15 protein-coding genes and 2 pseudogenes are annotated in these 19,223 nt (G+C 40.9%); 16 read left to right on the top strand and 1 reads right to left on the bottom strand.

Annotated elements, in window-relative coordinates:
* Nucleotides 1-282 precede the first annotated feature (282 nt).
* The 5 genes from MHB41_RS09025 to MHB41_RS09005 all read left to right on the top strand — a co-directional run bounded on the left by MHB41_RS09025 (nucleotide 283) and on the right by MHB41_RS09005 (nucleotide 7,060).
* Entirely contained in the window at nucleotides 283-1,743 is a 1,461-nt protein-coding gene (locus MHB41_RS09025) for a CoA-acylating methylmalonate-semialdehyde dehydrogenase (protein ID WP_061109950.1), read from the top strand.
* A 223-nt stretch (nucleotides 1,744-1,966) separates the two neighbouring features.
* Nucleotides 1,967-3,505 carry a glycoside hydrolase family 43 protein gene (locus tag MHB41_RS09020; RefSeq protein ID WP_061109949.1) on the top strand — a complete coding sequence of 513 codons (1,539 nt, stop codon included), beginning with the start codon at nucleotides 1,967-1,969 and terminating at the stop codon, nucleotides 3,503-3,505.
* 35 nt (nucleotides 3,506-3,540) lie between these two features.
* Nucleotides 3,541-4,806, top strand: coding sequence for a glucuronoxylanase (locus MHB41_RS09015; RefSeq protein WP_046311292.1), 1,266 nt, complete (start codon nucleotides 3,541-3,543; stop codon nucleotides 4,804-4,806).
* A 140-nt stretch (nucleotides 4,807-4,946) separates the two neighbouring features.
* Entirely contained in the window at nucleotides 4,947-5,654 is a 708-nt protein-coding gene (locus tag MHB41_RS09010) for a response regulator transcription factor (RefSeq protein WP_061109948.1), read from the top strand.
* A 2-nt stretch (nucleotides 5,655-5,656) separates the two neighbouring features.
* Entirely contained in the window at nucleotides 5,657-7,060 is a 1,404-nt protein-coding gene (locus MHB41_RS09005; protein WP_061109947.1) for a HAMP domain-containing sensor histidine kinase, read from the top strand.
* A gap of 55 nt (nucleotides 7,061-7,115) precedes the next feature.
* Here the strand turns inward: MHB41_RS09005 and MHB41_RS09000 are convergent, their stop codons facing one another.
* Complete coding sequence (locus MHB41_RS09000; RefSeq protein ID WP_034283494.1) at nucleotides 7,116-7,424, bottom strand: DUF4870 domain-containing protein; 309 nt, start codon at nucleotides 7,422-7,424, stop codon at nucleotides 7,116-7,118.
* Nucleotides 7,425-7,687: 263 nt separating this feature from the next.
* Between MHB41_RS09000 and MHB41_RS08995 the strand changes: the two are divergent.
* The 11 genes and pseudogenes from MHB41_RS08995 to MHB41_RS08945 form a co-directional block, all read left to right on the top strand.
* Nucleotides 7,688-7,819 (top strand): annotated as a pseudogene (locus tag MHB41_RS08995) (MerR family DNA-binding transcriptional regulator); the annotation flags it as partial.
* Between the two features lie 55 nt (nucleotides 7,820-7,874).
* Nucleotides 7,875-8,215, top strand: a pseudogene (locus MHB41_RS08990) (alpha/beta hydrolase); the annotation flags it as partial.
* Nucleotides 8,216-8,901: 686 nt separating this feature from the next.
* Entirely contained in the window at nucleotides 8,902-9,798 is an 897-nt protein-coding gene (iolE, locus tag MHB41_RS08985; RefSeq protein ID WP_061109946.1) for a myo-inosose-2 dehydratase, read from the top strand.
* A 22-nt stretch (nucleotides 9,799-9,820) separates the two neighbouring features.
* Nucleotides 9,821-11,242 (top strand): sugar porter family MFS transporter, encoded by a 1,422-nt coding sequence (locus tag MHB41_RS08980; protein WP_024427120.1) that lies wholly within the window; start codon nucleotides 9,821-9,823, stop codon nucleotides 11,240-11,242.
* A 16-nt stretch (nucleotides 11,243-11,258) separates the two neighbouring features.
* A complete protein-coding gene (locus tag MHB41_RS08975) occupies nucleotides 11,259-12,092 on the top strand; it encodes a sugar phosphate isomerase/epimerase (protein ID WP_061109944.1) in 834 nt (277 codons plus the stop codon).
* A gap of 37 nt (nucleotides 12,093-12,129) precedes the next feature.
* Nucleotides 12,130-12,987, top strand: a complete 858-nt coding sequence (fba, locus tag MHB41_RS08970; protein ID WP_024427118.1) for a class II fructose-1,6-bisphosphate aldolase — start codon at nucleotides 12,130-12,132, stop codon at nucleotides 12,985-12,987.
* Nucleotides 12,988-13,047: 60 nt separating this feature from the next.
* On the top strand, nucleotides 13,048-13,812 hold the full coding sequence (locus MHB41_RS08965; RefSeq protein WP_061109943.1) for a DeoR/GlpR family DNA-binding transcription regulator: 765 nt from the start codon (nucleotides 13,048-13,050) through the stop codon (nucleotides 13,810-13,812).
* Nucleotides 13,813-13,916: 104 nt separating this feature from the next.
* Nucleotides 13,917-15,842, top strand: coding sequence for a 3D-(3,5/4)-trihydroxycyclohexane-1,2-dione acylhydrolase (decyclizing) (gene iolD, locus MHB41_RS08960; RefSeq protein ID WP_024427116.1), 1,926 nt, complete (start codon nucleotides 13,917-13,919; stop codon nucleotides 15,840-15,842).
* A gap of 30 nt (nucleotides 15,843-15,872) precedes the next feature.
* A complete protein-coding gene (gene iolB / locus MHB41_RS08955) occupies nucleotides 15,873-16,700 on the top strand; it encodes a 5-deoxy-glucuronate isomerase (RefSeq protein WP_024427115.1) in 828 nt (275 codons plus the stop codon).
* 2 nt (nucleotides 16,701-16,702) lie between these two features.
* Nucleotides 16,703-17,713 carry a 5-dehydro-2-deoxygluconokinase gene (iolC, locus tag MHB41_RS08950; protein WP_061109942.1) on the top strand — a complete coding sequence of 337 codons (1,011 nt, stop codon included), beginning with the start codon at nucleotides 16,703-16,705 and terminating at the stop codon, nucleotides 17,711-17,713.
* 25 nt (nucleotides 17,714-17,738) lie between these two features.
* Complete coding sequence (locus MHB41_RS08945) at nucleotides 17,739-19,199, top strand: CoA-acylating methylmalonate-semialdehyde dehydrogenase (RefSeq protein ID WP_024427113.1); 1,461 nt, start codon at nucleotides 17,739-17,741, stop codon at nucleotides 19,197-19,199.
* The last annotated feature ends 24 nt before the right edge of the window (nucleotides 19,200-19,223 follow it).

The raw sequence follows: 19,223 nt of genomic DNA, 5'->3' as shown, positions 1-19,223 counted from the left end.
CAAATAGAGGATTGACTGAAAGCGTTTTTAATATTATGATTTTTCTAAAGTTAATCAAAAGTTAATCAAAAACAAATCATGAGTGAATCACATTCCGAAATCATTTCTCACAAACAAATGGCTGGGCGGCAACCTATCACACGTTAGAGCAAGCTTTTATCACAACGTAAACCAAAACAACAATAATATTTGACAAAGAGTGTATACAGATGGGCGCCCGTTAGATGAGACAATGACAACTAAACAAATCCTACATTTTTTCATAAAAAGGAGAGAGGGAACATGACCAAAACAGATGTACAAATGTTGAAAAATTATATTGGCGGACAATGGATTGAGGCAGAAACTAGTCAAACAGAGGAAGTATATAACCCAGCTACTGGCGAGATCATCGCAGAAGTGCCGCTTTCAACAAAAAAAGATGTCGAACATGCGGTACAGGCAGCACAAGAAGCATTTGCCACTTGGTCGAAAACTCCCGTTCCCCGCCGTGCACGCATTTTATTTAAATACCAACAGTTACTCGTTGACAAATGGGATGAGCTGGCTGAACTCGTAACGATTGAAAACGGAAAAAGCATCACAGAAGCAAAAGGAGAAGTGCAGCGCGGAATTGAATGTGTCGAATTTGCCGCTGGTGCACCAACCTTAATGATGGGAAAACAATTACCAGATATCGCATCTGGACTCGAATCTGGCATGTACCGCTATCCAATTGGCGTCATCGGCGGAATTACACCATTTAACTTTCCGATGATGGTTCCTTGCTGGATGTTCCCGCTTGCCATTGCCTGCGGAAATACGTTTGTTTTAAAACCTTCAGAGCGCACGCCGATTCTTGCCGCACGATTAGCCGAATTATTTGAAGAAGCTGGTCTTCCAAAAGGGGTTCTCAACATTGTCAATGGAGCTCATGATGTCGTCAATGGTCTGCTTGAACACCAAAAGGTCAAAGCCATTTCATTTGTCGGCTCTCAGCCAGTTGCAGAATACGTCTATAAAAAAGGCACAGAGCATGGCAAACGTGTCCAAGCACTTGCAGGAGCAAAAAATCACTCCATTGTCCTCAAAGATGCAGATTTAGACGCGGCAACGAAACAAATCATTGGTGCTGCCTTTGGATCAGCAGGAGAGCGCTGCATGGCCGCGGCCGTTGTCGCAGTGGAAGAAGAAGTGGCAGATGATCTCATTCAAAAATTAGTTGATGAATCGAATAAGCTTGTCATTGGAAACGGAATAAATGAAGAGGTCTTTCTTGGTCCAGTCATTCGAGAGGAACATAAGGAGCGAACGCTTCAATACATTCAGTCAGGGATTGAAGAAGGCGCAAGTCTCATTCGAGATGGCAGGAAAGATAACGAAACAAATGGAAAAGGGTATTTCGTTGGACCAACGATCTTTGACCATGTGACAAATCAAATGAAAATTTGGCAGGACGAGATTTTCGCCCCAGTCTTATCAATAGTTCGTGTCTCTTCACTGACAGAAGCGATCGACCTGTCTAATCAATCAAAATTTGCGAACGGTGCCTGCCTGTACACAGACAGTGCATCAAGCATCAGAGAATTTCGCGAAAATATTGAAGCAGGGATGCTCGGCGTCAATATCGGTGTTCCCGCACCAATGGCATTCTTCCCGTTTTCCGGCTGGAAGGATTCCTTCTACGGAGACTTGCATGCCAATGGAACAGACGGAGTAGAGTTTTACACAAGAAAGAAAATGGTCACCGCTCGTTATATGTAAGCTACATGCAACGAATCATGAAGAAAAAATGCAGCCCCAGCATGGGAGACTGCATTTTTTGTTGTCTTCTAGTCAAAAAGTAAGGGTTTTCATCATGATTACAGCAAGGATTTGCACTAGAAATCATTCTTTCTATTCATTCTTCATCAGTATCTATCAACATATTTTGAAATTGGGCCTAAACCCCAATATTAGGAAGATGAAAACAGGAGGAAATGAAACGATGAGGACGAGGATGAAGTGCGGCGTTGGTTTATTGATTTTTGCTTTGGTACTGAGTTGTTTACCGGTATATGATGCGAGTGCGGCAAGCACAACAATTGCAAAACGTGTAGGAAATGCAAACCCGCTCATAGACCACCACTTGGGCGCTGATCCGTTTGCGCTCACCTATAACGGAAGAGTGTACATTTATATGTCGAGTGATGACTATGAATATCACAGCAACGGTACGATTAAAGATAATTCTTTTGCCAATTTGAATAGGGTCTTCGTCATCTCTTCAGCAGATATGGTGAACTGGACAGATCATGGCGCGATTCCAGTAGCCGGTGCAAATGGGGCAAATGGCGGCAAAGGGATTGCTAAATGGGCAGGTGCTTCCTGGGCTCCATCAGCGGCGGTGAAAAAAATCAATGGGAAGGATAAATTTTTCCTTTATTTCGCAAACAGCGGCGGAGGGATTGGGGTTCTGACAGCAGATTCCCCAATCGGTCCATGGACAGATCCTATCGGAAAAGCGCTTGTCACGCCAAATACACCAGGAATGTCCGGGGTTGTATGGCTGTTTGATCCAGCCGTTTTTGTAGATGATGACGGCACTGGTTATTTATATGCCGGTGGAGGCGTACCAGGCGGTTCTAATCCAACGCAGGGACAATGGGCCAATCCTAAAACAGCAAGAGTCTTAAAACTAGGGCCTGATATGACAAGTGTTGCCAGTAGCGCCTCGACCATTGATGCTCCTTTTATGTTTGAAGACTCAGGGATGCATAAGTATAACGGAACCTATTACTATTCCTATTGCATCAACTTTGGCGGCTCCCACCCAGCAGATAAACCACCTGGTGAGATCGGTTATATGACGAGCTCAAGTCCGATGGGTCCATTTACGTATAGAGGGCATTTCCTGAAAAATCCGGGTGCATTTTTTGGCGGCGGCGGTAACAACCATCATGCGGTGTTCAATTTTAAAAACGAGTGGTATGTCGTGTATCATACCCAAACGGTCAGCTCTGCTTTATACGGGGCAGGAAAAGGCTACAGATCTCCGCATATTAATAAGCTTGTGCATAATGCTGACGGCTCCCTTCGAGAGGTTGCAGCCAATTTTGAAGGGGTCAAACAGCTTTCCAACCTGAATCCTTATCAGCGGGTAGAAGCTGAAACATTTGCATGGAATGGACGCATTTTGACAGAGGCCTCTTCAGCTCCAGGCGGACCGGTCAATAACCAGCATGTCACAAACATTCAAAACGGAGATTGGGTGGCTGCCAGTAACGTCGATTTCGGATCAAACGGCGCAAGAACATTTAAAGCGAATGTAGCATCAAATGCAGGCGGAAAAATAGAAGTACGCCTCGGAAGCCCTGACGGCAGACTCGTCGGAACATTAAATGTCCCTTCCACAGGCGGAACAAACAATTGGCGAGAAGTAGAAACGACAGTAAACGGAGCAGCTGGCGTGCACAACGTATTTTTTGTCTTTACTGGAACAGGTGCAAACCTATTTCAGTTTGATTCCTGGCGGTTTACTCAATAACAAAGGATGAGAAAATGATAGGAGAGTGGAAAAATTTGATGTCAATGATCAAAAAAACAATCTGTACTTTATTGATCTGCTTCACCATGCTGTCTGTCATGTTCATCGGACCTGGCGCAACTGAAGTTTCAGCAGCAGATGCCAATATTAATATCAATGCAGAAAGACAAGTGATTCGCGGCTTTGGCGGAATGAACCACCCGGCTTGGATTGGTGATTTGACCGCACCTCAAAGGGAAACCGCTTTTGGCAATGGGCAGAATCAGTTAGGGTTTTCCATTCTAAGAATTTTTGTAGATGAGAACAGAAATAATTGGCACAGAGAGGTCGCCACAGCCAAAAGAGCAATAGAGCATGGAGCTTTAGTGATCGCTTCACCTTGGAATCCTCCAAGCCATATGGTCGAGACTTTCAACCGTAATGGTACAACTGCAAAGCGGCTGAGATACAATCAATACGCTGCATATGCTCAGCATCTGAACGATTTTGTGACGTATATGAAAAATAATGGAGTCAATCTCTATGCGATATCAGTACAAAACGAGCCTGATTATGCACATGAATGGACATGGTGGACTCCTCAGGAAATCCTGCGTTTCATGAGAGAAAATGCCGGCTCCATTAATGCCCGCGTGATTGCGCCAGAATCCTTTCAATACCTTAAAAATATATCAGATCCTATCTTAAATGATCCGCAAGCGCTTAGAAATATGGACATTCTCGGAGCCCATTTGTACGGAACCCAAATCAGCCAGCTTCCATATCCTCTGTTCAAACAAAAAGGAGGGGGGAAGGAGCTTTGGATGACAGAGGTCTACTACCCGAATAGCGATAACAATTCAGCGGACCGCTGGCCTGAGGCATTAGGGGTTTCAGAGCATATTCACCATTCGATGGTAGAAGGGGACTTTCAGGCATATGTTTGGTGGTACATCCGCAGATCCTACGGCCCTATGAAGGAAGATGGCCTGATCAGTAAACGCGGTTACAACATGGCGCATTTCTCCAAGTTTGTACGCCCAGGATACGTCAGAATTGATGCAACGAAAAGTCCTGAACCAAATGTTTTCGTATCTGCCTACAAAGGAAACAATCAGGTTGTCATTGTCGCGATTAACAAAAACAATACAGGAGTCAATCAGCACTTTGTGATGCAAAATGGAACTGCTTCGCAAGCATCAAGATGGATTACAAGCAGCAACAGCAACCTTCAGCCCGGTACAGACTTAAATATATCAGGTAATCAATTTTGGGCTCATCTCCCGGCTCAAAGTGTGACAACATTTGTAGTCAAACGCTAGAATCAATTGAATCACCAAAAGCCAATTTTCTCATTTCAAAAGAAAATTGGCTTTTTTTATGCAAATAGGAAGTTGATTTTTTCACTATGTTCTTACATTGGGTATAATAATGGCAATGACTTCAGGAGAGTGATCAATGTATGCCAAAGCATCAAAGCAAAGTATTAATGATCGATGACGAAAAAGAAATTTTGGAATTAATCAACACAGTATTAACAAGAGAAGGCATTGATCGCGTTATAACAGCTTCAACTGCCCGTGATGGGCTCACGAAATTCCACCAAGAACAGCCTGATCTTGTCATACTTGATATTATGCTGCCAGACGGTGAAGGCTATGATATTTGCAGACAAATCAGAGAGACCTCCCATGTTCCGATTATCTTTTTATCAGCAAAGGGAGAGGAATCAGACAAAATTGTAGGTCTTGCCATCGGCGGGGATGACTACATTACAAAACCGTTCAGTCCAAAGGAAGTCGCCTACCGGGTGAAAGCGCAGCTGAGACGGCTCTCATACTTGCAGTCATCTCAAGCGGATCCCGTCATCAAAAAAGGGCCGTTTGAGTTAAACGAACAGCAAGCAGAACTGAAGAAAAATGGCGCGGTCATTGAGCTCACACCGAAAGAGCTTCTGCTGATGACCTACTTCTTGCAGCACCCGAACCGCATCATCAGTAAAGAAACGCTTTATCAAACTGTTTGGGGGGAAGACTTCTTCGGTTCTGACAATACGGTAATGGTTCATATCCGAAGACTTCGGGAAAAAATAGAAAATTCCCCGTCAACACCAGAGTTTCTCGTCACAGTCAAAGGGCTTGGCTATAAATTTGTTGTAAAGGATGCGTAAGGATGAAATGGCGATTAACAGGCAGGTATATGGTCTCTGTCATTATCGTGACCATTATCACGGTCTTTATCAACTTATTCGTATTTATGATTTGGCTCGTACTTCAGGCAAACAGCCAGCATAACGAGGAAAATACGCCCGAAACCTTCACAAGATCATTTGAACAATACATCTCTTTTTCTGATCAAGGGATAACCGTAAACAAAGAAGGGCAGAAAGCCTTAAAACAACAGAATGCATGGGTTCAAATTTTAGATGAAAATGGCCAAAACGTGTATCATGCGCAGGCACCTAAAGGATTAAAGAACAAATATACACCGATAGACATCGTGAACTTACATAAATATAAAGATAAGCAATTATTATCGACCATTTATGCTGGCGGAAAAAAAGTAAAGGGCAAAGAATACAGCTACTTTATCGGTTTTAAAGACCCTTCCATCGGAAAATACCTATTCTCGTTTGACACGAAGGATTTAGTAACAAGATTCAATATCGGGACGATGATTTTATTATCAATTGATGCCATCATAGCATTACTCATTGGTTACTTATTCAGCCGGCAGCTCACAAAACCGCTCGGCCGTGCCATTCATAGCATCCAGCGGCTGGCAAACGGAGATTACACGACAAATCTGCCTGCTAAAGGAATTTATAAAGATGTCTTCTATAATGTCAATCACTTATCAGAGCAGCTCGCTTCAAGCAAAAAAGAAAAAGACAAACTAGAGCAAATGCGGGAAGAATGGATCAGCCATATTTCTCATGATATTAAAACGCCATTATCCTCTATTCAAGGCTATGCTGAAATCATGAAGGATCGAAATTATCCTCTTTCAGATCAAGAGATAATGCATTATGCCAGCATCATAGAGAATAAATCACTGTACATTAAAGATGTCATGGAGGATCTAAATTTAACAACAAGGCTGAAAAATAACGACGTGATGCTACATAAAGAGCTTGTGAACATTGTGCCGTTGCTGCGTAAAACGTTAATTGATATCCTAAACGATTCGAGATATGCAGATCAAAGCATTGAGCTGCAAACGAATGTAGACAAGCTCATGCTGAATATTGATACGGTCCTCATACGAAGAGCAGTCACCAATCTCATTTTAAATGCCCTTGTCCACAATGATGCTGATGTGAAAATCATTGTACAGCTTGAGCAAAAAGAACATACCCATATCACAATTAAAGACAACGGCAAAGGAATTGAAGAGGCAGAGCTAGAAAAAGTGTTTGACCGCTACTATAGAGGGACGAATACAGCAGGGACACATGCTGGCTCTGGTCTTGGAATGGCGATTGCAAAAGATATTATCCAAAAACACGGCGGAGATATTACGATACAAAGTATAATTGGAGAAGGAACAACGATTGATATCCAATTACCCACTTGAATAGACATACAAAAAACGGTTCTGCTCAATGACAGAACCGTTTTTTCATCTATTATTATTCTGAAAACACTTTAATGCCTTTCACAATGTTCCAAATGAAGAAGTAAATCGCCACAAGGAATGTCAGAGCATACGTAGCAATTAAGAACGGACCAGCATGACTGATATCGTTCATGCCAAGTAAACCTGAACCGACAATACCAATACCGAAAATCAAATAAGGAATAACATGCGTCCATAGTGACTTTTTCGCATGATATTTCACTTCATCCTTTCCTAAGAAGTAGACGATAATCGGAAACAGAAACGGTGCAAAAAAGATACTGAAGTAACATAATGAAGACAAAATTTTATTTTCTCTCAAAACTTTTCACCTCTATGATTAATTTAGAAGGGAGGAGAATCATTCGACTCATCCCTCACTTCCTTACAAACCCATTGTACAACCTCAACCTTAACCTGTATTAATCCGAACCTTACAGCAACCTTAAAAATGAATAAATAGTGGCATTTCCGTTTCAAAAGGCTAAATTGAAAATCACATATCTATATTTTTGACCTTATTCTTGACCTTGTAGTATACTTCAACCTTTATAATGGAAATATCAACAGGTGACTAACCTATACATGAAAAATACGAACATAGGAATAGAGCTGATGACAAAAGGTGAACTTGCAAAAAGAACAGGAATAAGCGCTGCTGCCATTCGGTACTATGAAGAAAACGGCATTTTACCTGTCCCAATACGCTATTCTAATGGTTATCGATTATATACAGAAGATGACCTATTAAAAATTGAATTCATAAAAGGGGCTAAATCGTTAGTTACTCCCTGAATATGCTGAAAAAAATCAGATGCTGGCTCGTGAAGGAATGGAAGTCATTACAAACATATGGGCTGCTGATAAACACCCAACAGACTCATTGATCAGCCCAATCTACGGAGATTTTAAAGGACTGGGGAAAATCACTCATTTATTGGCACACACGAAGCTTTATATCCAGATGCGATAAAACTTGATGAAAAACTAACAGAGCAAGGAATTGAGATCAACACCTACGTTTATCTGGAAATGCTTCATGTGTTTGTTGTCATGCTAATCCCAGAAGCAAAAGATGCTAAACAAAAAATCATTCAGATCATTAATAGCTAGGTATCGTCCTTTTATGTCACGAAATAAATGAAACACACTCAATTCAATATTTGATGGAAACACCTTTCCCGAATCCTGAAAAAATTAAATCAGTGTACTCCGATAGAATACCGTCACACACTGGCAATTTTAAGTTTTTTATATTCGCCAAGTTGACAAGGCTAAGAACAGATTAGTGATCTTTTTCAATGAATATTCACAAGTAAAGAAAACCTGTAAAAATTGCAGGAAAATGAGACATGCATAAGTTTTCAAGTGTTGTTTGCGTTTTCATGAAGAATGTTGGCGCATACATTGACTTTGCCAAACGAAATCATCATCTTCATAATGAAAAGAGAATGAAGCATAAAGGGGTCATGAACTTTGAAAAAAAATGTTCAAGCTATGCTGAAAGAACTCAATCGTGCCATGAAACAATATGGAGAAGCTATCATTAAAATTAAATCCAATGTATAGCCTTTAATTTTAATAGGTGTCTAGTCTGGTGCAATTGCATCAGGCTTTTTTTCGTGATGAATAGTTAAAATAATGAAAAAATTTCGAAAAACAATTGACTGAAAGCGCTTTTGATATTATGATTATTTCAAAGTTAACCATAAGTTAACCAAAAATATGATTATTTTTTGAAAAACTTATGGTTAACTCTATTTTTCAAGTATTTAGTCATAAAGGAGGCTGACAAACGCGTGACCAACCCGAACTGTATTTCGTGGGGCATTGCTCCGATTGGCTGGAGGAATGATGATATTCCAACGATAGGAGCTGATAATACATTATCTCACTTATTAAGCGATATATGTGTCGCTGGTTTTCAAGGAACTGAAGTAGGTGGTTTTTTCCCCGAACCCAACATTTTAAATAAAGAGCTTCAATTACGTAATCTAAAAATTGCAGGCAAGTGGTTTAGTAGTTACATCATACAAGACGGACTAGAGATGGCGAAAAAAAAATTTACTGATCATTGTCGATATTTACAAGAAGTAAATGCAAGTGTAGCGGTTGTATCTGAACAAACGTACTCTATTCAAAAAAAAGAAGTGAGTGTTTACAAAAATCAACCCACTTTTTCGGATAAAGAATGGGACTTACTCTGCACAGGAATAAATGAGTTAGGCAAAATTGCTAACGCTTTCAATCTGAAACTTGTGTACCATCATCACCTTGGCACAGGGGTTCAAACCTTATCAGATATTACTCGTTTATTAGAAGGAACGGACGAAAAATATGTTCATCTTCTATATGATACTGGTCATATTTTCGTATCAGATGGCGATTATATGCCCCTATTGCATACACATATTGACCGCATACATCATGTTCACTTTAAGGATGTTAGAAAAGAAATAATGGACCTTTGTAAGCAAGAAGATTTGCCTTTTCTACAATCCTTTCTTAAAGGTATTTTCACTGTTCCAGGTGACGGATGTATTAATTTTGAAGAAGTATACCGCGTTCTATTAGAAAATGGTTATAACGGATGGATTGTGGTTGAAGCTGAGCAAGATCCTTCAATTGCACATCCACTTGAATATGCGCTGTTGGCTCGTAAGTATATTGATGAGAAATTAGTGATCCATACTTAAAATAGAACAGGAGAAAACGAGCATGAATAAACAAGTCAACCAACACCAAAATCTTAGGGCGATTATTTTAATTTCGACTTTTGGCGGACTTCTTTTCGGATATGATACTGGCGTCTTAAATGGGGCATTACCATATATGTCACAACCAGGGCAGCTCAATTTAACAGCGCTTACACAAGGTTTAGTGACAAGTGCATTACTTTTTGGGGCAGCATTTGGGGCAGTGATATGCGGTCGGTTATCAGACCGTTATGGCAGGCGTAGAACGATTTTTTCTCTCGCAGCGATGTTCTTTTTTTCCACGATCGGTTGTACGGTTTCACCGAATGCAGAAATTATGATTATTTTCCGATTCCTCCTTGGCCTAGCAGTTGGGGGAGCATCTGTTGCAGTGCCAACTTTCTTAGCAGAAATGTCACCTGCGAATCAGCGCGGAAGAATCGTTACACAAAATGAATTGATGATCGTAACAGGTCAATTACTTGCATTCGTTTTCAATGCTATCATTGGTAACTTATTAGGAGAGAACCCATTTGTATGGCGAATTATGCTACCGATTGCTGCTCTTCCAGCGATCATTTTATTCTTTGGCATGTTGAGAGTCCCTGAAAGCCCAAGGTGGCTTGTCACTAGTGGGAAAAGAGATGAAGCCCTGCAAGTGCTACAAAAGATTCGCTCAAAGGTAGATGCAGAAAGAGAGCTTAGTGAGATTGAAAATGCCTATGAAAAAGAAAAGAACCTTGACAAAGCAACCTTTAAAGATTTCTCTATTTCTTGGGTGAGAAGGCTTGTACTCATCGGAGTAGGGATTGCGATTGTCCAACAAATAACTGGTGTCAACTCTATTATGTATTATGGAACCGAGATATTAAGAGGTGCCGGCTTTGATACAAAAGCAGCGTTGATTGGTAACATTGGAAATGGTATTATTTCGGTTATCGCGACAATTGTAGGAATTGTCTTGCTAGGCAAAATCGGACGCCGCCCTATGCTCATTACAGGATTAATCGGTACAACGACAACATTACTTTTCATCGGAATTTTTTCAAATCTTTTTGCTGGGTCAGAATTACTTCCATATATCGTGTTATTATTAACCATTACCTTCCTTGCGTTCCAACAAGGTGCAATTTCTCCAGTGACTTGGCTCATGTTGTCTGAGATATTTCCACTCCGCCTTAGAGGGCTCGGCATGGGTGTCACAGTTTTCTGCCTTTGGATTGTTAATTTCTTAGTCGGTCTAACGTTCCCTATTCTACTATCTCAACTTGGGTTGTCTGTGACATTCTTTATCTTCGTTGGATTCGGTATCTTGTCAATATTGTTTGTTACTAAATTCTTGCCAGAAACGAAAGGGCTTACATTAGAAGAACTTGAAGCGAATTTCCGAAATCATGGTCATTCAGGCGTTGATGTTACATCAAATAATAAAACAATTTCTTAATGAAAGAGGTATATAAATGAAACTTGCATTTAACCAAGCGACAACTCTCAAAAATTCTAATTTATCAAAAGATTTAAACCTTTGCGAAAAACACGGTTATGATTTTATTGAAATTCGAACAATGGATAAATTACCAGAATACCTTGAGACTGCTTCACTTGAGGATCTAAACAACTATTTTCAATCAACCACAATTAAACCACTTGCCTTAAATGCTCTCGTCTTCTTCAATAATCAATCAAAAGAACAATACGAAGCGACAATTCAAACATTTAAAGACATGCTTGAAACGGCCAAAACAATTGGTGCACCTTACATAGTTGTCGTTCCACTAGTAACAAAAGAAAAATTTCTTAAATCAGAGATTCATAAAAGTTGTGTAAGCGTGTTAAAGGAACTTTCTACGCTCGCTTCTCCTTATGAAGTAAAAATCGCTTTAGAATTCGTAGGTCACCCTGAATGTACTGTCAACACATTGTCTCAAGCATACAAAATCATTGAAGAGGTTAATTGTGACAACGTAGGGCTTGTTCTAGACTGTTTTCATTTCCATGCAATGGGCTCACGTTTAGAGGACTTACAAAAGGTTGATATTTCAAAAATCTTTATCGTCCATATCGATGATACAGAGGACTTCCCAATCGGCTTTTTAACAGATGAAGATCGCGTATGGCCAGGTGAAGGCGCCATCGATCTTCAAGGGATTTTCAGCATCTTAAAAGAAAAAGGATATGACGGTGTGGTATCTGTTGAGCTATTTAGACCCGATTATTACAACCTTGATGCAGAAGTAGTCATTAAAAAAGCCAAACAAACGACAAACAACGTACTTACAAAAATGGGGGTCTAATTGCCATGAAGGAGTGTTCATAATGACTGTAACTGATGTGAAATTAGTTTCAATGAAAGAGATGTTAAAAGAAGCGAAGCAAGCAAAATATGCTATTGGGCAGTTTAATATCAATGGATTGCAATGGACGAAAGCCATTCTACTTGCCGCAGAAGAAGAGAACTCTCCTGTCATTGTTGCAGCTTCTGATCGACTTGTTGATTACCTAGGTGGCTTTCAAACGATTGTTGGAATGGTAGAGGGATTGATGAGAGATTTATCGATTACAGTTCCAGTTGCTTTGCACCTTGATCACGGGGCGAGCGTTGCTAGGTGCCAATCAGCCATTGAAGCAGGTTTCAGCTCTGTCATGATTGATGGTTCATCCTTTTCTTTAAAAGAAAACATCCGTATGACAAACGATGTTGTCAGCTATGCGATGAAAAGAGGTGTATCAGTAGAGGCAGAAGTTGGCTCAGTCGGTGGTATGGAAGATGGGATGATTGGCAACATTGTATATGCTAATCCATTAGACTGTCATCGACTTGTACAAGAAACCAATGTAGACGCACTTGCGGCAGCACTTGGTTCAGTACATGGGCCATACCAAGGTGAACCAAAGCTTGGATTTGAAGAAATGAAAGATATTTCTGAACGCACAGATATCCCATTAGTACTCCACGGTGGTTCTGGGATTCCGGTCGAACAAATTCAGCGAGCGATTTCATTAGGGCATGCGAAAATTAATGTCAATACAGAATGTCTACTAGCTTGGAATCAAGCTATACGCTCTAAATTAAAAGAGGATGCTGACATATACGATCCACAAACCATCCTAACGCCAGGTACAGAGGCTATTAAAAGTGTGGTCAAAATGAAAATGAGGGAATTCGGATCTAGCCAGCGCATCAGATAAAAAACCCATCACATCACATGAAGCCGCCTTCCATAAGCCATGATGAAAAGGAAGATCACGATGTTAAAAATGAAAAGAATTCAACAAATCAAAGAATATATCTTGAAAAATCAGTCTGTATCTTTAGACGACCTTGTCGAGACATTTGACGTTTCCAAAAATACCATTCGACGTGATGTCCAAAAATTAGTAAACGAAGGACATATTCAAAAGGTCTACGGAGGAGTTGCTGCAAATCATGCGAAGCTTGAAGCCTTTCAAGACAGACAAATTAGAAATCAAGCGCAAAAACGTCTGATTGCAAGAGAGGCAGCAAGCTGGGTGAAGGATGGAGATGTGATCTTTATTGATTCTGGTACGACAACACTGGAGCTCATACATTTCATTCACAACAAACAGGTAACAGTTGTGACAAATAACGTGGATTTCATCGTTCAAGCAATGCCTTATAAACAGCTACAAGTGATTTCGACAGGGGGACAATTAGAACGAAAGACGAAATCCTTTTCCAACTATTCTATAGCTGAGGAGTTAAATCTATATAACTTTGATAAAGTATTCATGGCATCTACAGGTGTCTCCATCTCTAATGGTGTCACCAACTCATCACCTGTCGAAACAACTATGAAGGAGCTAGTTGTAAAAAAAGGAAGAGATGTTTTTTTACTTGTCGATCATACGAAGTTCGACAAATATGCAATGGTTACCTACTGCGGTTTGAATGAGATAGACTATTTAATCACTGATGATCCATTAAATACACAGTATGTCAACTTTATTGAACAAAACGATATTAAATTGATTGTAGCGACAGACAAAGAATAAGTATTGACATGATGATTGATACGTTTGAAACAAGCGAGGCTGTTTGGGTAAGAGAGACCCTCTCAAGAGCAGAAATAAATTTATACGATAAGGTAGGGAGTACGATGGAAACAATTAGATTGACAATGAGTCAGGCATTGGTCAAGTTCTTAAATGCCCAATATGTTGAGTTCGATGGAAAGAGAGAACCATTTATTAAAGGAATCTTCACCATTTTTGGTCATGGAAACGTTGTAGGAATTGGTCAAGCACTTCAAGAAAACCCAGGAAGACTCGAAGTCTATCAAGGAAGAAATGAACAGGGAATGGCTCATGCGGCAATGGCTTTTGCAAAGCAAAAACACCGGAAACAAATTATCGCTTGCTCTTCATCCGTTGGCCCGGGCTCAGCCAATATGGTGACAGCGGCAGCAACAGCAACAGCGAACCAAATTCCACTTCTTCTTTTGCCAAGTGACGTCTTTGCTACTCGTCAGCCAGATCCAGTGTTACAACAAATGGAACAAACGCATGATCTGAGCTTATCTACAAATGATACGTTTCGAGCCGTCAGCAAATATTGGGATCGCATTACACGTCCAGAACAGCTGATGAGTGCAATGGTCAGCGCCATGCGCGTGTTAACAAATCAAATGGATACAGGTGCTGTTACCATCTCTTTACCTCAAGATGTACAAGGCGAGGCATGGGATTATCCTATGTCATTCTTTAAAGAACGTACGCATTACTTAGATCGGCAGGCGCCTTCTACCAGAAGCATCGAAGAAGCGGCTGAGCTGATCAAAACGAAGAAAAAACCACTCTTAATTCTTGGCGGAGGCGTTCGCTATTCAGAGGCTGCTGACGAATTCAAACAATTTGCAGAAACGTTCAATATTCCATTTAGTGAAACACAAGCTGGCAAGAGCGGAATTGAAAGCACGCACCCATTAAACGTTGGCGGACTTGGTGTGACAGGAAATAGTTCGGCAAACGAAATCTCACATGATGCTGATCTGATCATCGGTGTAGGCACTCGGTTCACTGACTTTACGACATCATCCAAACGTTTTTACGCAGAAAGAGATGTCCTGACAATTAATCTATCAGACTTCCATGCTTCTAAACTAGAAGCGACAAAAATCATCGCTGATGCGAAACTAGGACTTCGTGCATTAAGAAAAGCGCTAGACGGCTATCAATCTGGTTATACGAACGAGATTAAAGAAGCAAAAGCGAAGTGGGAGCAAGAACTTGAAAGACTCCGCAACATCGAATACTCAGGCGATGACTTTGAGCCAGAGATCAAAGGGCATTTCAAAGAAGAAATGGAAGAATACAAAAAAGAATTAAACACAACACTCCCGCAAACAACCGTTCTTGGTTGCATTAACGAATGGATTCCAAAAGATAGCATCATCACTTGCGCAGCAGGGAGTTTACCAGGTGACTTGCAACGTATGTGGGTCGCAAAAGAGAGAAATACGTACCACTTAGAGTATGGCTATTCTTGTATGGGATACGAAGTCGCATCTGCATTCGGTGCAAAAATGGCTGCACCTGACCAAGAAGTATATGCGATGACTGGAGACGGGAGCTACTTAATGCTACACAGTGAGCTTGTCACGAGTATTCAAGAAGGTTATAAAATCAACATTATGCTTTTTGACAACTCAGGTTTTGGCTGTATCAACAACCTTCAAATGGATAACGGAATCTCCAGCTTTGCAACAGAATTCCGTATGAGAAATAAAAAGACAGGTCAGCTTGATGGCGAGATCATGAAAATCAATTTTGCTCAATCAGCAGCAGCTTACGGTGCAAAAACGTATGAAGTGTATACACTTGATGAGCTAAAAGCAGCGATTGAAGATGCAAAACATCAAACGGTAAGCACATTGATTGATATCAAAGTGCTGCCAAAAACGATGACAGACGGTTACGGTGGTTCATGGTGGCATGTTGGCATCGCAGCTGTATCAGAGCAGGAGTCTGTGCAAAAAGCATTCGAAGCAAAGGAAAATCAACTAAACAAAGCAAGAAGATATTAAAAAGCTAAAAAAACGAAAGGTGTGATCATCATGACTGATCTAATCGTACCAGGACAAAAACGTGATAAAGAGGGAAAGGTGCTGAGCATCACGCCTGAATCTGCAGGCTGGACGTATATTGGATTTGATGTGTATACCCTCTCAAAAGGTGAAACGCTTCATCACGAAACGGGAGACAAAGAGGTTTGTGTTGTCATTCTTTCTGGTAAACTCCACCTTTCAACAACAACAGAAAAATGGGAGAACATCGGAGAGCGCATGGATATTTTTGAAAAGATTCCTCCATATTCTGTCTATGTACCAAATGGTGACAAGTTTGATATCAAGGCAACAACAGATGTAGAAATAGCCATTTGCTCTGCTCCAGGAAAAGGCACATACAAAGCGCGCCTCATTACCCCAGAACATATAGGGGTTGAACATAGAGGAGCAGGCAATATTGCAAGGCAGGTTCATAATATTTTACCAGAGCAAGAGCCTGCAGATCATTTGCTTGTAGTCGAAGTATTTACACCAGAAGGAAACTGGTCGAGTTACCCGCCACATAAGCATGATCAAGATCATTTACCATATGAATCTTACTTAGAAGAAACGTATTATCATAAGGTAAAACCAGATCACGGATTTGCGCTCCAAAGGGTGTATACAGATGACCTTTCTTTAGATGAAACAATGGCTGTCAAAGATGGCAGTGCTGTTTTAGTACCAAAAGGGTATCATCCAGTATCAGCGCCCCCTGGTTATGACATTTACTATTTGAATGTGATGGCAGGGCCTGTTCGGACATGGAAGTTTCATAACAGCAAGGAACATGAGTGGATTATGGAACACAAATTAGCTGCGAGCAAGGAGAAGTGACAATGTCCTATTTAACTTTTGAACAAGATAGAAAACTAGACGTCATTGCGATCGGTAGATTATGTATTGATTTAAATGCAAATGAAATCAACTGTCCAATGGAAGAAACAGTGACATTTACTAAATATGTCGGCGGGTCTCCTGCGAATATTTCCATCGGTCTTGCGAGACTTGGCATGAAGTCAGGCTTTATCGGAAAGGTTGCCGATGACCAAATGGGGCGTTTTGCGACACACTATTTGCAAGAAAACAACATTGATACTGAAGGAATTGTCATTGATCGAACAGGCGCGGTGACAGGCCTTGCATTCACTGAAATTAAAAGCCCTGAAGAATGCAGCATTTTAATGTATAGAGACAATGTCGCTGATCTTAAACTTGAAATCAGCGAAGTGTCTGAAGATTACATCAAACAAGCGAAAGCCATTCTTATCTCAGGAACAGCGCTAGCAAAAAGTCCTTCTAGAGAAGCCGTTTTCGTTGCGCTAGATTATGCAAAAAAACATCAAGTGACCATCATTTTTGATGTCGATTATCGTCCATATACTTGGCAGTCCGAAGAGGAAACATCAATTTATTATAACCTTGCTGCTGAAAAATCAGATTTGATCATCGGGACAAGGGAAGAGTTTGACATGATGGAAAAATTGACAGTTGACGGCCCATCAAACGATGAATCCACTGCAAATAAATGGTTTTCACATCATGCAAAAATTGTCATCATTAAACATGGAGGAGAAGGATCAATCGCCTATACAAAAGATGGTCTTTCCCATCGCGGGGGCATTTTTAAAACGAAAGTACTGAAAACATTTGGCGCTGGCGATTCATATGCATCTGCTCTCATTTATGCACTAATGAATGGGTTGACAATTCAAGAAGCAATGCGCTTTGGCAGTGCTTCAGCATCAATTGTTATTTCAAAACATAGTTCATCTGATGCGATGCCATCTGTAGAAGAAATCAAAGCGTTTATGGCAACAGCAGAAGAATTCATTCTAAATCAACCATAACAGTAGTAGAGGAGAGAGAAAAAACATGGCAAAAACAACCTTAAAAACAGTGAAAAATTATATTGGTGGCAAATGGACCGAAGCTGCAACAACGCAAACAGAAAAGGTTTTCAATCCTGCAACCGGTGAAGTAATTGCAGAAGTACCTTTATCAACAATAGAAGACGTAGATCGTGCTGTCCAGTCAGCAAACGAAGCATTCAAAACTTGGTCCAAAACAGCTGTACCAAAACGTGCGCGTATCCTTTTCAAATACCAGCAATTGCTTGTGGAGAAATGGGAAGAATTAGCTGAGCTTGTGACGCTTGAAAACGGAAAGAGCTTAACAGAAGCTAAAGGAGAAGTACAACGCGGCATAGAGTGTGTGGAATTCGCTGCTGGTGCACCAACCCTCATGATGGGGAAACAACTACCTGACATTGCAACAGGACTTGAGTCTGGTATGTATCGCTACCCCATCGGTGTCATTGGCGGGATTACACCGTTTAACTTCCCTATGATGGTTCCTTGCTGGATGTTCCCACTCGCCATTGCTTGTGGAAACACATTTGTCTTAAAGCCATCTGAAAGAACACCAATCCTTGCCGCAAGATTAGCAGAGCTATTTGAAGAAGCTGGTCTCCCAAAAGGCGTACTTAACATTGTGAACGGTGCACATGATGTGGTAAATGGGTTGCTTGAGCACAAAAACGTCAAAGCGATTTCATTTGTTGGCTCTCAGCCAGTGGCAGAGTATGTATACAAAAAAGGAACAGAGCACGGCAAACGCGTTCAAGCGTTAGCTGGAGCGAAAAACCATTCTATCGTCTTAAAGGATGCTGATTTAGATGGGGCAACAAAACAAATCATCGGTGCTGCGTTCGGATCAGCTGGTGAGAGATGTATGGCAGCTGCTGTTGTGGCAGTAGAAGAAGAGATTGCGGATGAATTCATTGAAAAATTAGTAATTGAATCAAATCAAATTGTCATTGGTAATGGCATTGAGGAAGATGTGTTCCTTGGACCTGTCATCCGTGAAGGTCATAAAGAGCGCACGTTACAATACATTCAATCAGGAGTAGACGAAGGCGCATGCCTCATTCGTGATGGAAGAAAAGACAGTGAGACAGAAGGCGAAGGCTACTTCGTTGGACCAACGATTTTTGATCACGTTACAGAAGAAATGAAAATTTGGCAAGACGAAATTTTCGCACCTGTTCTTTCTGTTGTACGTGTGAAATCACTTGGTGAAGCGATTGACATTGCCAACCATTCAAGATTTGCGAACGGTGCTTGCCTTTACACTGACAGTGCATCAAGTGTCCGAGAATTTCGTGAAAACATTGAAGCAGGTATGCTAGGCGTTAACGTGGGTGTCCCAGCTCCAATGGCATTCTTCCCATTCTCCGGTTGGAAAGATTCATTCTACGGTGATCTTCACGCCAACGGGACAGACGGCGTAGAATTCTATACTAGAAAGAAAATGGTTACAGCTCGTTATATGTAAACGAGCGAACAGGCGGCTGTGTCC

Source organism: Bacillus sp. FSL H7-0578 (genome assembly GCF_038630855.1).
GTDB classification, from domain to species: domain Bacteria; phylum Bacillota; class Bacilli; order Bacillales; family Bacillaceae; genus Bacillus; species Bacillus safensis.
The sequence above is the reverse complement of the archived record's forward strand: the minus strand, read 5'-3'. Positions and strand labels throughout refer to the sequence as shown.